General features: G+C 65.2%; 12 protein-coding genes. 3 read left to right on the top strand and 9 right to left on the bottom strand.

The window, feature by feature from the left end; all coding sequences use genetic code 11:
• Positions 1–65: 65 nt before the first annotated feature.
• The 4 genes from WI560_RS01315 to WI560_RS01300 form a co-directional block, all read right to left on the bottom strand.
• Entirely contained in the window at positions 66–962 is an 897-nt protein-coding gene (locus WI560_RS01315) for a TauD/TfdA dioxygenase family protein (RefSeq protein ID WP_375306583.1), read from the bottom strand.
• A gap of 244 nt (positions 963–1,206) precedes the next feature.
• Positions 1,207–2,490, bottom strand: coding sequence for a flavodoxin-dependent (E)-4-hydroxy-3-methylbut-2-enyl-diphosphate synthase (ispG, locus tag WI560_RS01310; protein WP_028133800.1), 1,284 nt, complete (start codon positions 2,488–2,490; stop codon positions 1,207–1,209).
• Positions 2,491–2,502: 12 nt separating this feature from the next.
• Positions 2,503–3,456: a DMT family transporter gene (locus tag WI560_RS01305; RefSeq protein ID WP_375306582.1), complete on the bottom strand. Its 954-nt coding sequence runs from the start codon at positions 3,454–3,456 to the stop codon at positions 2,503–2,505.
• Between the two features lie 34 nt (positions 3,457–3,490).
• Positions 3,491–3,985, bottom strand: coding sequence for a Fur family transcriptional regulator (locus tag WI560_RS01300; RefSeq protein ID WP_257179258.1), 495 nt, complete (start codon positions 3,983–3,985; stop codon positions 3,491–3,493).
• A gap of 157 nt (positions 3,986–4,142) precedes the next feature.
• Between WI560_RS01300 and WI560_RS01295 the strand changes: the two genes are divergently transcribed.
• Genes WI560_RS01295 through WI560_RS01285 form a run of 3 tightly spaced genes read left to right on the top strand, consistent with a single transcriptional unit; the run spans position 4,143 to position 7,358 of the window.
• Positions 4,143–4,625 carry a MarR family winged helix-turn-helix transcriptional regulator gene (locus tag WI560_RS01295; protein ID WP_375306581.1) on the top strand — a complete coding sequence of 161 codons (483 nt, stop codon included), beginning with the start codon at positions 4,143–4,145 and terminating at the stop codon, positions 4,623–4,625.
• Positions 4,618–5,787 (top strand): HlyD family secretion protein, encoded by a 1,170-nt coding sequence (locus tag WI560_RS01290; protein ID WP_375306580.1) that lies wholly within the window; start codon positions 4,618–4,620, stop codon positions 5,785–5,787. The genes WI560_RS01295 and WI560_RS01290 overlap by 8 nt, the downstream gene beginning before the upstream one ends.
• 14 nt (positions 5,788–5,801) lie before the next feature.
• On the top strand, positions 5,802–7,358 hold the full coding sequence (locus WI560_RS01285) for an MDR family MFS transporter (RefSeq protein WP_375306579.1): 1,557 nt from the start codon (positions 5,802–5,804) through the stop codon (positions 7,356–7,358).
• Between the two features lie 138 nt (positions 7,359–7,496).
• Here WI560_RS01285 and WI560_RS01280 read toward each other — a convergent pair whose 3' ends face one another.
• The 5 genes from WI560_RS01280 to pcaF all read right to left on the bottom strand — a co-directional run bounded on the left by WI560_RS01280 (position 7,497) and on the right by pcaF (position 13,302).
• A complete protein-coding gene (locus WI560_RS01280; protein ID WP_375306578.1) occupies positions 7,497–8,558 on the bottom strand; it encodes a phosphotransferase in 1,062 nt (353 codons plus the stop codon).
• A 77-nt stretch (positions 8,559–8,635) separates the two neighbouring features.
• Positions 8,636–10,324, bottom strand: a complete 1,689-nt coding sequence (locus WI560_RS01275; RefSeq protein ID WP_375306577.1) for a methyl-accepting chemotaxis protein — start codon at positions 10,322–10,324, stop codon at positions 8,636–8,638.
• 252 nt (positions 10,325–10,576) lie between these two features.
• The gene (pcaG, locus tag WI560_RS01270; protein ID WP_375306576.1) at positions 10,577–11,179 is read right to left on the bottom strand and encodes a protocatechuate 3,4-dioxygenase subunit alpha; all 603 of its coding nucleotides are present in this window, start codon (positions 11,177–11,179) and stop codon (positions 10,577–10,579) included.
• Positions 11,180–11,881 (bottom strand): protocatechuate 3,4-dioxygenase subunit beta, encoded by a 702-nt coding sequence (gene pcaH / locus WI560_RS01265; protein WP_375306575.1) that lies wholly within the window; start codon positions 11,879–11,881, stop codon positions 11,180–11,182. It lies immediately after the preceding gene.
• Between the two features lie 212 nt (positions 11,882–12,093).
• Positions 12,094–13,302 (bottom strand): 3-oxoadipyl-CoA thiolase, encoded by a 1,209-nt coding sequence (pcaF, locus tag WI560_RS01260; protein WP_257179250.1) that lies wholly within the window; start codon positions 13,300–13,302, stop codon positions 12,094–12,096.
• Between the last annotated feature and the right edge of the window lie 328 nt (positions 13,303–13,630).

Raw genomic sequence — 13,630 nt, 5'->3', positions numbered from 1 at the left:
CGGGAAGATTGGCGCGGGAATCGGGGTGGGTCAACGCAAGATAGCGCGCGTGTCACGAAGAGCGATCAAACCGGCCGCTCGCCCTTCACTGTCACGCGCGTGCCCGAGCGGGTGTGCGGCCAGTAGTCCCACATCGCGCGGTGCTGGGTGCAGCGGTTGTCCCAGAACGCGATCGCGTTCTCGGTCCAGCGGAAGCGGCACTGGAACAGCGGGTTTTCGGCATGCTGGTACAGATAGGCAAGCATCGCGTCGCTCTCGTCGCGGGGAATGCCGTTGATGTGCCGGGTGAAGCCGCGGTTGACGTAAAGCGCCTTCTTGCCGGTGACCGGATGCGTGCGCACCACGGGATGCTCGGCATGCGGATAACTCGGCCGGTCGGCAACGCCGTAATTCGCATAGAGCCCGCGATAGATCGGCTCGCCGTCGTGGAGCGCGGTGAGGCCGTCGAGATACGCCTTCATGCGGTCCGACAAAGCCTCGTAGGCCGCGTACATGTTGGCGAACAGCGTATCGCCGCCGCGCGGCGGGCATTGCTTGATGTAGAGGATCGAGCCCATCGGCGGCTCGAGATCGCAGGACACGTCGGAGTGCCAGCCCTCGCCGTTGGCCCGCGGCGAATTCCTGTCGGCGTAGATCTTCATCAGGGCCGGGTCTTCGTCCTCATGCGGCGCGGCGGGATGAAAATGCAGCTCGCCGAACTTGCGGCCGAAGGCGAGATGCTGCTGCGGGGTAATGTGTTGGTCGCGGAAGAAGATGACGAGATTTTCGGCCAGCGCGCGGTGGATCTCGTCCATCTGCCGGTTGGAGCGTGCGTCGCCCTCGACGAGCTTCCCGATGTCCACGCCCGAGACTTCCGCGCCGATGATGGGCGTGAGCTTTTCGACCGCGATGGTCTCGTAAGGCGCGCCATCCTCGGCCGTGTGGCGATAGCGCGGACCCTGCTTGCCGGCGAGTGAGCTCATGGCGTGTCTCCCGATCATTATTGATTGGGAGCTATCGTAGCGTGCGCGTGCCGATGTGCAATCTGCACCGCAAACACAGCCGTCGTCCCGGGGCGCGCAAAGCGCGAGCCCGGGACCCATAACCACAGGATTGCGTTTGACGAAGATTCGGAGTGACAGCTCACCATAACCACGACGGCCTGTGGTTATGGGCCCCCGCCTTCGCGGAGGCGACGAGCAGAGCGCGGGCGACAGCGGAGTAAAATTACTCCGCCGCGGTCACCGGCAGCTTGGCGCCCTGGCCGTAACGCTGCTCGATATAGTCGATCACCAGCGCCTTGAAGTCGGCGGAGATGGTGGGGCCGCGCAGCGTGCGGAACTTCTTGCCGTCGACGAAGACGGGCGCGGCCGGCGCTTCGCCGGTGCCGGGCAGCGAGATGCCGATATTGGCGTGCTTGGATTCGCCGGGGCCGTTGACGATGCAGCCCATCACCGCGACGTTGAGCTCCTCGACCCCCGGATATTTCGTCTTCCAATTGGGCATCTCGTCGCGGATGAAATCCTGGATCGAGCGCGCCAGCTCCTGGAACGTGGTCGAGGTGGTGCGGCCGCAGCCGGGGCACGCCGCGACCAGCGGCACGAAGGTGCGGAAGCCCATGGTCTGCAGCAGCTCCTGGCCGACCTGCACCTCGCGGGTGCGGTCGCCGCCGGGCTCAGGCGTCAGCGAGATGCGGATGGTGTCGCCGATGCCCTGCTGCAACAGGATGCCGAGCGCGGCCGAGGACGCCACGATGCCCTTCGAGCCCATGCCGGCCTCGGTCAGGCCGAGATGGATGGCGTAATCGGAACGGCTGGCGAGGTCCTGGTAGACCGCGATCAGATCCTGCACCGCCGAGACTTTTGCGGACAGGATGATGCGGTTCTTGGGCATGCCGAGCTCTTCGGCGCGCGCGGCCGAGAGCAGCGCGGACTGCACCATGGCCTCGCGCGTCACGGCGCGCACGTCGCGCGGATTGGCGGAGGCTGCGTTCTCGTCCATCAGCCTGGTCAGGAGCTCCTGGTCGAGCGAGCCCCAATTGGCGCCGATGCGGACCGGCTTGTTGTTCTTGTTGGCGATCTCGATGATGTCGGCGAACTGGGTGTCGCGCTTGTCCTTGAAGCCGACATTGCCGGGATTGATGCGGTACTTGGCCAGCGCCTCGGCGCAGGCCGGATAGGCCGCGAGCAGCTTGTGGCCGATATAGTGGAAGTCGCCGATCAGCGGCGTATTGATGCCGCGCTTGGCGAGGCCGTCGCGAATGTGCGGAACGGCGGCCGCGGCTTCCTCGCGGTCCACGGTGATGCGGACCATCTCGGAGCCGGCGCGCGCGAGCGCTGCGACCTGGGCGATGGTACCGTCGATGTCGGCGGTGTCGGTGTTGGTCATCGACTGCACGACGATCGGCGCACCGCCGCCGACGGCGACGTCGCCGACCTTGACCTGGGTGGTACGATGGCGCGGCGCAGGCCCCGCGATGTCGGAATCGATGCTGGTTTCGGGCTTGTTCATGGGGTCCAAATATCAGGTTTTGGTGACGTTCAGCAATGCATCAGCTGGCGCCGCAGCCGATGGGCTCGGACGGTTAACCAGAAAAAGCCCAGCAATTACAAGGAGGGCGGCCGCCCCGAATGCCAGGCTTAGGGTGTCGTGCATGATGAAATAGCTACCCACCACGCCAAACAAAGGGGTGATGAAGGTAAAAGCCGACAATTTGCTGGCCGAATAGGCCTTCACCAGCGCGAACCAAAGCGTGAACGTGGTTCCAACCACCCAGATCGCCTGGAACGCCATCAGGCCGAGCGACAGCGGCGACGGCATGTGCGTGATGCTCTCATCGAACAGCCAAGCCGCGAGCCCCAGGATCGGGATCGAGATGGCGACCTGATAGCCCAGCGCCTTCTCTGGCGCGGCAAACCGCAGCCGCGTGCCCTTGGCCACCAGCGTGGTTGCCGCCCACAGCGCCGCGCCGCCGACGATCATGAGGTCGCCGAGCAGGACATGCGAATCGACATTGGCCTGCGGCACGCCGATCGCGAGCGCAACGCCGGCAAAGCTGATGGCGAGGCCCAGCCATTGCGAGGCACCGAGCCGCTCGCCGAGCACCTGATAGGAGCCGAGCGCAACGAAGAACGGCGCGGTGTACAGGAACACCACCGCGCGCGAGGCCGAGGTGAGGCGCAGCCCCTGGAAGATCAGCACGAATTCAATACCGAACATCAGGCCGGCGATCAGGCCCGGCTTCCAGGTGTGATCGTTCTCGAAGAATTTGACGCCGCGAAACGTGCCGATGATGAAAAGCACCGGCAGCGCGCCCGCCGAGCGGATCGTAGCCTGGAGCATCGGCGGGATGTCCGGCAGCACCAGCTTCACCGCGATCTGGTTGAACCCCCAGGTCAGGCACAGCATGAGCATCAGGGCGATGGCGCCGGCACTGAGGGGACGTGCGGCGGAGTAATTGGCTTGTGATGAGGACATGTCTTCCCGAAAAACCGGCTTTGCGCCGTTGTTGCTATGCAGCTTTCTGGCAATGGGTGCAGACGCCCGTGATCTCCACCACGGACAGCTTCGGAGCAAAGCCCGAGCTGCGTGCCGCGGCATTGAGATCCCCGGCGAATGAGGCCGACGGGATCTCGCCGACCAGGCCGCAGCGCTCGCAGATCAGGAACGCGACCGCCGAGGTCGCGTCGTGGTCGTGGGCGGCACAGGCGAGGTAGGCGTTGCGGCTTTCGATACGGTGCACGAGACCGTTGGCCATCAGGAAATCAAGCGCGCGATAGACCGTGATCGGCGCCGGCCGCGACATCGACTTGGCGAGCTCGTCGATCACCTCATAGGCGCCGAGGGGGCGGTGGCTGGAGAGCAGCGCTCCCAGAACCTGGCGGCGGATCGGCGTGAATTTCTGCGCGCGCTGCTCGCAAACTTCCTCGGCATGCGCCAGCGCATCCGCGGTGCAGCGGCCGTGATCGTGATCGGGCGCGGGAAATGCCGGCTTGGCGAGGGTCATGCACCAATAATCTTAGCATCCGGGCTCGGGAACCCAAAGCGCGACCATGCAAACGGCTGTCAGCCATGCTGGCGCTGCGGGGCAGCCCCTCTGAACTCGCCATGGGAATAATAATAAGCTTGCTTATTATATTCCGAGCTTATTGGAGACCAAGCTCATGAGCCGCGGGTCCGTCGACCAGAACTTCCTGTTCACGCTGGGCGAGCTTTACCGCCTGTTGCGAGTCTATGCCGACAAGGAGGCAAGGCGGTTCGGCATTACCCGCGCGCAATGGGCGGTGCTGGCCAAGGTCGAGCGCAGCGAGGGCATGAAGCAGTCGGAACTGGCCGAGCTGCTAGAGATGCAGCCGATCACGCTGACCCGCATGATCGACAAGCTCTGCGATAATGACTGGATCGAGCGCCGCAGCGACGCTTCGGACCGCCGCGTCAAGCGCCTCTATCTCAAGAAGGCCGGCCGGCAATTGCTGGGTCGGCTGAGCGGGTTGAGGTCGGAGCTGACCGCCAATGCGCTCGACGGCATCACACCGGCGGACGCCCACCGCCTCCTGACCCAGCTCGAGACCATCAAGGAAAACGTGCGCACTGCGATCCAGGCATCCGGCGCTGAGCAAGCGCGCAAGGAGCAGCGCTATGGCTGACCAGGTCCTCAAGTTCCAGCCCGAGCAGAAGACTGACGGCGGCAAGCCCACCAAGAAAGCCGGCACCGACCCGCGCCGCCGCCTGGTGGCAGGCTTGCGCCGCTATCGCCGCTTCCTGCTCCTGGTCGTGCTGCCGGTTGTCGTCGCCATCGGCGGCCTCACCTTCTACCTGCATGGCGGCCGCTATGTCGGGACCGACGACGCCTATGTCGGCGCCCAGAAGGTGCTGGTGACGCCCGACATCTCCGGCAAGATTTTGAAGGTGATCGTGAAGGAGGGCCAGTCGGTCAAGCGCGGCGACGAGCTGTTCGAGATCGACCCCGTTCCGTTCCGCCTCGCGGTGGACGAGGCCAAGGCGCAGCTCGCGCAGGCCCGCACGACCTATGACAACCTCGTCGCCAACATCAAGATCTATGGCGACATGCTCGATCTGGCCCAGCAGGGCATCGATCTGAAGAAGCGCGATGTCGAGCGCAAGCAGGCGCTGGTGAAGAACAATTTTGGCTCGCAGCTCGACCTCGACAATGCCTCGACTGCACTGGTCACCGCCGGCGGGCAGGCGCAATACATCAAGCAGCAACTCTCCAACGCCAAGACGCAGCTGCTCGGCGACCCCGAATTGCCGCTGGAGCGATTTCCGCCCTACGCGCAGGCGAAGGCCAAGCTGGACGACGCCCAGCGCAACCTCGACCACACCGTGCTGCGCGCGCCGATGGAAGGCGTGGCGACGCAGGTCGAGCAGATCCAGCTCGGACGCTACGTCGCGGCCGGCACGCCGGTGTTCTCCATCATCGACGTCGCCCATCCCTGGGTCGACGCCAATCCGAAGGAGAGCGACCTCACCCATGTCACCGAGGGGCAGCCGGTCACGCTCGAGGTCGACGCGTTCCCGAACCATGTCTTCAAGGGCAAGATCGGCTCGCTCTCGCCCGGCACCGGCGCGCAATTTGCGATCCTGCCGCCGCAGAACGCCACCGGCAATTTCGTCAAGGTGGTGCAGCGCGTGCCGATCCGCATCTATTTCGACGAGACCGACAAATACGTGCGGAAACTGAAGGCCGGGATGAGCGTCTATGCCACCATCGACACCGGCCATCGGCGCTCGCTCGCCGGCCTCTTCGGCCTGCCGGCGACCGCGAGCCAAGATCAAGATAAGGACTGACAAGGACTGATCGGATGTCCGGTCCCAACGCCAATCTGATGGTCCCCGGCCTGCGCCGGAACATGGTGACGATCTGCGCCATGACCGCGACCATCATGCAGGCGCTGGACACCACCATCGCCAACGTCGCTCTGCCCTACATGCAGGGCACGCTGTCGGCCTCGCAGGACCAGATCAACTGGGTGCTGACCTCCTACATCGTCGCCGCCGCGATCATGACGGCGCCCGTCGGCTGGATCGCCAACCGGTTCGGCCGCAAGCGCATCTTCATCATCTGCTCGGCCGGCTTCACCATGGCGTCGGTGCTGTGCGGCCTCGCGCAAGACATCAACCAGATGGTGCTATTCCGGCTGCTGCAGGGTGTGTTCGGCGCCGCCCTGGTGCCGCTGTCGCAATCGGTGATGCTCGACTATTACACGCTGCAGGAACGCGCCAAGGCGATGTCGATCTGGGGCATGGGCGTGATGATGGGCCCGATCATGGGACCCTCGCTCGGCGCATGGCTGACCGAGACCTATTCCTGGCACTGGGTGTTCTTCGTGAACCTGCCGTTCGGTGCCATCACGGTGCTCGGGCTGATCGTCTTCATGGACGAGACCGAGACGAACATCAGCCTCAAATTCGACTGGTTCGGTTTCGCCGCCTTGGCGGTCGCGATCGGCGCGCTGCAGCTCGCCCTCGACCGCGGCGAGCAATTGGGCTGGCTGGAATCGAACGAGATCCTCGCCGAGTTCATCGTGTCGGCCGTCGCGTTCTACTTCTTCCTTGCGCATTCCTTCACGACTTCGACCCCGTTCATCCGCTTCGCACTGTTCCGGGACCGCAACTTCGTCACCGGCTGCATGTTCATGATCGTGATGGGGCTCGTGCTGTTCTCGACCATGGCGCTGGCCTCGCCCTACATGCAGAACGTGATCGGTTATCCCATCATCACCGCCGGCCTGCTGTTGGCGACCCGCGGCATCGGCACCTTCTTCGCCATGATGCTGGTCGGCCGCATGATGCGTTATTTCGAGGCGCGCACGCTGATCATCGCCGGGCTGGCGCTGACGGCCGCCTCGCTGTTCCAGATGACCGGCTGGACCGAACTGACCCAGGTGCCGGAGATCGTGACCGTCAGCGTCATCCAGGGGTTTGGCTTCGGCCTCGTCTTCGTTCCGCTCTCGACCGTGGCGTTCCTGACATTGTCGAACGAGCTGCGCACCGACGGCACTGCGATGCTGACCCTGATGCGAAACGTCGCCAGTTCGGTCGGCATTTCCATCGTGATCGCGCAATTGACGCAGGGCACGCGATGGACCTACGCGATCCTCTCCGAGCACATCAATCCCTTCAATCACGCGCTGCAGATGCCCGGCGTCAGCGGCCTGATCAATCTGTCGACCGACGCCGGCCGCGCCATGGCCGACCGAATGGTCAGCGTGCAGGCACAGATCATCGCCTTTTCCCATGATTACCAGCTGGTGATGATCTTCGTGCTCTGCACCATCCCGCTCGCGCTCCTGATCGGCTCGACCAAGGCCACGCTGCGCAAGCAGGCGGCCGGGCCGGAACATGCGGTGATGGAGTAATTGGCAGATCTCCTGCCCCGGACGCAGCGCAGCACACCAGTGATGCGCTGCTGAGCCGGGGCCATGCCACGCGGCATGCTGGGTCCCGGTTCTGCGGCGCACCGCTACGCGCTGCACCGCGCCCGGGACACGAGAGCCTTACAACAATTCCTCGCAGCCCAAATCGTCCACCGCCGCCATCACCCGCTCCAGATTGTTCCACCAGATCACCGGCGGGATGTCGATGCTCCACTGCCAGACCGGCCGCGTGATCTGCCAGAGCACCGCCCAGCGATAGTCGCGATCGAGCGCGCCGCGCGTATAGCCGGTGATACCGCCCTCGATCAGCGTGTCATGGTAGAGATTGAGCAGCGGGCGTTCGAGCGCCTGCCGGCGTTCCGGATACCAATGCATCGCCATCATGTAGGCGAGGTCGTGGGTTGGAACGTTGATGCTCCACAGATCGAAATCGAAGATCCGCACGGTATCGTCGACGCCCGCGCGCGGCAGCAGGAAATTCCAGACATGGGCATCGCCATGGGTGATGCTGAGGTGGCGGCGTGAATGGTAGCGCTGGGACAGCCGATCCGATTGATCGATCAGGCGCCGATAGAGCGTGCGCCGCTCCTCGCTGAGGCGGTCACCGAGATAATCGGCAAAGCGGTCGTAATGTCCGGCGAACGTTTCCATGCGCTCGGCGCTGTCCTCGGGGCTGGCGAAGGTGCCGACGGCATCGCCGAGGCCTGGATGGTCCCACCACGCCGCGTGCCAGCGTGCGAGCGTCGTCACGATCGCGATCGCCTGATCGCGCGATGGCGGCAGCGGCCAGGCCGCCGCGATGGCGTGGCTGTCGGTGAGGTCCTCGAGCAGAAGATGCCAGGCGAGGCTGTCCTCGTCGAAATGTCCGTCGAAGCAGCGGGGCACGAGTCCTGGCGGCATGCTCGGCGTCAGCTGCGTGTAGTATTCCACCTCGCGCCGGCCGCCATTGGCAAGTCTCTCGGCGAACGCGGAATTTGCGGTCTTCAGGATCAGCGATTGCGGGGCGCCGGCGGATTCGCCGACATAGCGCAGGCCAAGCCGGATGATGTGCGACACCAGGGTGTCGCGCTGGTGCAGCACCTTGACCTCGCGCACCGCGCCGGCGTCCAGCACGCCGCCGCGGCGCAGCGCGGCTGTCAGTCGGGCGGGCTCAACGACCGCCGGCAATTGTGGAGATGTCATGAACCACGATGCCCCTGTCCCGCGCCATCCTGCACGATTCGCACTCCCGGGCACCAGCAGCCGAAATGCCGCCGGGCTCAGGCTGCCGCGGTCGAGTCGCGCACGGTCCGTACCACGACCGAGCGCAGCTGTTCGAGATTGGCCGCCATGCCGGCGATCGCCTGCCTGACCTCGGCTGCGCGCTCGTTCACGGAGGCGGCGTCGCGGCTGACATTGCCGATCTTGGCCGAGACCTCCTTCGCTGCAGACGCCGATTCGGAAATCGACCGCGTGATCTCCCGCGTCGCGGCGTCCTGCTCTTCCATCGCAGCGGCAACAGAGGTCGCCACGCCGTCGATCTCGACGATGTGGCCTCCCATCGTCTCGACGGCATCGACCGCCGCCTGCGTCGAGGCCTGGATCTCGGCAATCAGCCGCGCGATCTCCTCGGTGGATTTGGCGGTCTGGTCCGACAGGGATTTCACCTCGGCGGCGACCACGGCGAAGCCGCGGCCGCCCTCGCCGGCGCGCGCCGCCTCGATCGTGGCGTTGAGCGCCAGCAGGTTGGTCTGGCCGGCAATGCCGCCGATGAGGTCGGAGACCTCGGCGATCTTCTTCACTGATCCGGCCAGCGCCTGGATGGTCGAACGCGCCTGCTCGCGGCCGGCGACCGCCGATTTCGTGACTGTGCTGGTCCGCGCGACCTGGCTCGCGATCTCGCGGATCGAGACGCTCAGTTCCTCGGCCGCGGCCGAGACGGTCTGCGAACTTCCGAGGGCCTGGGTGGAGGCTGCGGCGACGGCCTGCGACTGCGCCGAGAGCGAACTTGCAATCTCGGACAGGCTGGTGGCAGCCCGCTCCACGCCTTGGCTCGCCGCGCTGGCGGTGTCGACCGAGCGGCCGGTCTCACGCTCGACGGTCTCCGCCATCTGTTGCAGCGCACCACGTTTGGCCAGCGCCGCCTCCTGCTCCTGCCGCAACTGTTCCTCGCGCAGGCGGGAATTCTCGACCGCCGCCTGCTTGAACACCACGAGCGCACCCGCCATCGAGCCGACCTCGTCCTGGCGGTGGGCGAACGGAATGTCGGCGGCGAGATCGCCGGTCGAAAGCTTCTGCATCGTGTCCGTCATGCGCACGATCGGGCGCACCACGCCGACGGCAACGCCGAGCAGGCCGGCGGCAACAAAGGCCAGGACGGCGGCGGCGACGCCGAGGAGGATCCAAAGCATCGAGCTGTCGCGGTCCGCGGCCAGCTTCTCCATGGCGGCATTCTGCTTGTTGGCGCTCTCGACGATGCTGTCGATCACGGCGCGATGCGCGGTATAGGCCTCCTTGACCTGGGCATAGGCGCGCTCGGAGGCAGCCGTGTCCCTGGCCTTGAGGGCCGGCAGGAGCTGGTCGGACGCCTTCCAGAATTTCTGCACTTCGGCATCGGATTTCGACACCAGCGCCGTCTTCAGGTCGGCCGCAAGGCTGGAGGAGACCCAGAAGGCCTTGCGCTCGTCGTAGTCCTTGCGGAGCTGAACCAGGCGCTCGCCGTGGGCCGCCAGCTGATCCGGCTCGCGCATGGCCAGGGTCGCCTCGAGATAGGCCTCGATGACATATTCCGGCGGCGGCAGGATGTCCGCGATGAGATCGTTGCCCAGCTTGATGTCGGAATAGAGCGGACCCCCGACCTTGAGCTCACGGAGCGTATAGAGGCTGGTGGAGACCACCGCCGCAAAGCCAATCGCGAGAACGATTCCGAATGCGATGATCGCGGAGGACAGCGACAAACGAATTTTCATGAAATAATCCAGGGCGCGCGCCGAAACCGCGTGCAGCCTAGATCAATGTGGTAAATACGGGCTTGCACCCCGGGGCGGTGCTGAAAGAAAGGCTCCGCAAGACTACGGCAATTGGTCGCCGGTCAGTCGGTTTTAGGTCAACGGGACTGACGCACCGGCAACCAGAGAGACGCATGCGGCCGGAGACCAAGGCCGCTTGCGCTGGATGAGAAATGCGGTGCCGGCGATCTGGCGTCAGCGGCACCGTTTGTCTCACACGTCGAAGAACACCGTCTCGTTGTCGCCCTGAAGCCGGAGGTCGAGCCGGTAGACCGGCTTGCCACCCTCCCGCACGGCAATCAGCGTGGCGCGCCGATCGGCGGGCACCAGCGCCAGCACGGGATCGGCGGCATTACCGGACTCGTCGCTGAAATAGATGCGGGTGTAGAGATGCCGCAGCATGCCGCGGCCGAACACCGCGAGCAGGATGTGCGGCGCCTGCGGCTTGCCGTCGGGATCCGGCACCGCGCCCGGCTTGATGGTCTCGAAAGCGTAATTGCCGTCCTTGTCGGTGCCACAACGGGCGAAGCCGCGGAAGCTCGCATTCGGCAGCGCACGCTTGTCCTGGGGGTCGGCGAAGCGGCCTTGCGCGTCCGCCTGCCAGATCTCCAGCATGCAATCCGGCACGGCGACGCCATCGCCGTCGAACACGCGGCCTTCGATCCGGGCGCGATCGCCCGTGACGTCTGGGGTCAGCGTCGAGTTGGTGAACGCATCGTTCCAGGCATACTCGCCGGCCGGCGTCAGGCCGTATTTGAAGAACGGACCGACCGTTTGCGATGGCGTGATCCCATTGGGTTTCACAGAGTCTTGCACTTAGTGGTTCTCCATGGGGGTGGCGTTCTTGCCGCGCAGCACGATGTCGAAGCGGTAGCACAGCGCCCATTCGGGCTGGGTGTTCTCGAGATCGAACGAGGAGACCATGCGCGCCCGCGCCTTCTCGTCCGGCACCGAGTTGAAGATCGGGTCGAACGGAAACAGCGGATCGTTCGGGAAGTACATCTGCGTCACAAGGCGCGTGACGAAGGAATAGCCGAACACCGACAGATGGATATGCGCCGGCCGCCATGCATTGTGGTGATTGCCCCAGGGATAGGCGCCGGGCTTGATCGTGACAAAACGATAATAACCGGAGGCATCGCTCACGGTGCGGCCTGCGCCGGTGAAATTCGGATCGAGTGGCGCCGGATGCTGGTCGCGGACATGGACGTAACGCCCGCAGGAATTGGCCTGCCAGATCTCGACCAGCGAGTTCGGTACGCCGCGGCCGTCCTCGTCGCGCACGTGGCCGTGGACGATGATGCGCTCGCCGAGCGGCTCGCCGCTGTGCTGGCGGGTGAGATCGTTGTCGCCCTCGCGCACGGTCTCGTGGCCGTAGACCGGACCGGTGAGCTCCGACAAGGTATGACGCATCGGGATCAAGGGCCTGTTCGGCGCACGCTTGACCGAGCTCTTGTAATCGGGCGACAGCGGCAGCGGATGCGCCTTGTTGCTGTCGGTGGGATAGATGAACGTCATTGGCGAACTCCTCCCCGGCCATGTTGCTCCGGCCGGTCGGTCAATGAATACCGCCGATCATTATAGGATATAACTAATTTGGGGAAGCCGGTTTCGCGGGCTTTCCGAAGCTGTCATTCCGGGGCAGCCCGCAGGGGCTGAACCCGGAATCTCGAGATCCCGGGTTCAGCCCTGACGGGCTGCCCCGGGATGACCGGACGTTGCGCGTCCGGTCAGTTCAGCTTCTCGATCGCCACCGCGACACCCTGGCCGACGCCGACGCACATGGTGGCGAGTGCGAGCTTGCCGCCACGCTTTTCCATGCCGTGGACGGCGGTGAGCGCGAGGCGCGCGCCGCTCATGCCGAGGGGATGACCGAGCGCGATGGCCCCGCCATGCGGATTGACGAAATCGGCATCATCGGCGACGCCGAGCTGGCGCATGCAGGCGATGCCCTGGGAGGCGAAGGCCTCGTTGAGCTCGATCAGGTCGAAATCGCTGATCTTCTTGCCGAGGCGTTCCATCAGCTTGCGGGTCGCGGGCACCGGGCCAATGCCCATGATACGCGGCGGCACGCCGGCCGAGGCCAAGCCCAGGATGCGGGCGCGGGGCGTCAGGCCATGCTTCTTCACAGCTGCCTCCGAGGCCAGGATCATCGCGGCAGCGCCGTCATTGACGCCGGAGGCGTTGCCGGCGGTGACGGTGCCCGGATTGCGCACGATCGGCTTCAGCTTGGCGAGGCCCTCCAGCGTGGTCTCGGGGCGCGGATGCTCGTCCTTGTCGACGGTGATGGGGCCGGCCTTGCCGCCTGGAATGGTGATCGGGGTGATCTCTTCCGCAAAATAGCCGGAGGCGATCGCCTTGCCCGCGCGCTGCTGCGAGCGGATCGCGAAGGCGTCCTGGTCGGCGCGCGAGACCTGGAATTCCTCGGCGACGTTCTCGCCGGTCTCGGGCATGGCGTCGACGCCGTACTGTGCCTTGAGCAGCGGATTGATGAAGCGCCAGCCGATCGTGGTGTCGAAGATTTCGGCCGAACGCGAGAAGGCCTCCTGCGCCTTGCCCATCACGAACGGCGCGCGGGTCATCGACTCGACGCCGCCGGCAATGGCGAGCTCGATCTCGCCGGAGCGGATGGCGCGGCCCGCGGCGCCGACCGCATCGAGACCGGAGGCACACAGCCGGTTCAGGGTCTGGCCGGGAACCGAATCCGGCAGACCTGCGAGCAGGAGCGCCATGCGCGCGACGTTGCGGTTGTCCTCGCCGGCCTGATTGGCGCAGCCGAAGAAGACCTCGTCCACCTGCGCCCAGTCGAGATTGGGGTGCTTGGCCATCAGCGCCTTGATCGGGGCGGCGGCGAGATCGTCGGCGCGCACCTTGGCGAGCGAGCCGCCGAAGCGGCCGATCGGGGTCCGCACGGCATCGCAGATAAAGACGTCACGCATCGTTGTTCTCCCTGAATGCCGCGGTTCGGCCCAAATTCTTCAATGACGGCGGAGTTTTAGGAGGGCGCCCGCGGCAGGTCAATTGACGGATTCGCAGGTGGCGTATTCGGAACTCCCTGTCATTCCGGGGCGCGCCATTTGGCGCGAACCCGGAATCCATTTGTCCGCGCGACCTGCGGCCCGATGGATTCCGGGCCAGCGCCTGGCGGCGCATCCCGGAATGACGACCGAGAATGTGGCAACCGCGTGCATACACGGACAACGTGGAAAACCTTCTCTCTCCGGCCAAAGCGATAGGAGCAGGTGCCGAAATTTTGTAGGTTGCGCC

Source organism: Bradyrhizobium sp. A11 (genome assembly GCF_042077125.1).
Classification (GTDB): Bacteria; Pseudomonadota; Alphaproteobacteria; order Rhizobiales; family Xanthobacteraceae; genus Bradyrhizobium; species Bradyrhizobium japonicum_B.
This window is presented reverse-complemented; position numbering and strand designations above follow the sequence as displayed.

What these genes read in the sequence shown, in the direction of transcription:
- WI560_RS01275 (WP_375306577.1), bottom strand. Translation starts at nt 10,324, where the DNA reads ATGAAAATTCGTTTGTCGCTGTCCTCCGCGATCATCGCATTCGGAATC.
- ispG (WP_028133800.1), bottom strand. Translation starts at nt 2,490, where the DNA reads ATGAACAAGCCCGAAACCAGCATCGATTCCGACATCGCGGGGCCTGCG.
- WI560_RS01305 (WP_375306582.1), bottom strand. Translation starts at nt 3,456, where the DNA reads ATGTCCTCATCACAAGCCAATTACTCCGCCGCACGTCCCCTCAGTGCC.
- WI560_RS01295 (WP_375306581.1), top strand. Translation starts at nt 4,143, where the DNA reads ATGAGCCGCGGGTCCGTCGACCAGAACTTCCTGTTCACGCTGGGCGAG.
- pcaF (WP_257179250.1), bottom strand. Translation starts at nt 13,302, where the DNA reads ATGCGTGACGTCTTTATCTGCGATGCCGTGCGGACCCCGATCGGCCGC.
- WI560_RS01285 (WP_375306579.1), top strand. Translation starts at nt 5,802, where the DNA reads ATGTCCGGTCCCAACGCCAATCTGATGGTCCCCGGCCTGCGCCGGAAC.
- WI560_RS01290 (WP_375306580.1), top strand. Translation starts at nt 4,618, where the DNA reads ATGGCTGACCAGGTCCTCAAGTTCCAGCCCGAGCAGAAGACTGACGGC.
- WI560_RS01300 (WP_257179258.1), bottom strand. Translation starts at nt 3,985, where the DNA reads ATGACCCTCGCCAAGCCGGCATTTCCCGCGCCCGATCACGATCACGGC.
- pcaH (WP_375306575.1), bottom strand. Translation starts at nt 11,881, where the DNA reads ATGACGTTCATCTATCCCACCGACAGCAACAAGGCGCATCCGCTGCCG.
- WI560_RS01280 (WP_375306578.1), bottom strand. Translation starts at nt 8,558, where the DNA reads ATGACATCTCCACAATTGCCGGCGGTCGTTGAGCCCGCCCGACTGACA.
- WI560_RS01315 (WP_375306583.1), bottom strand. Translation starts at nt 962, where the DNA reads ATGAGCTCACTCGCCGGCAAGCAGGGTCCGCGCTATCGCCACACGGCC.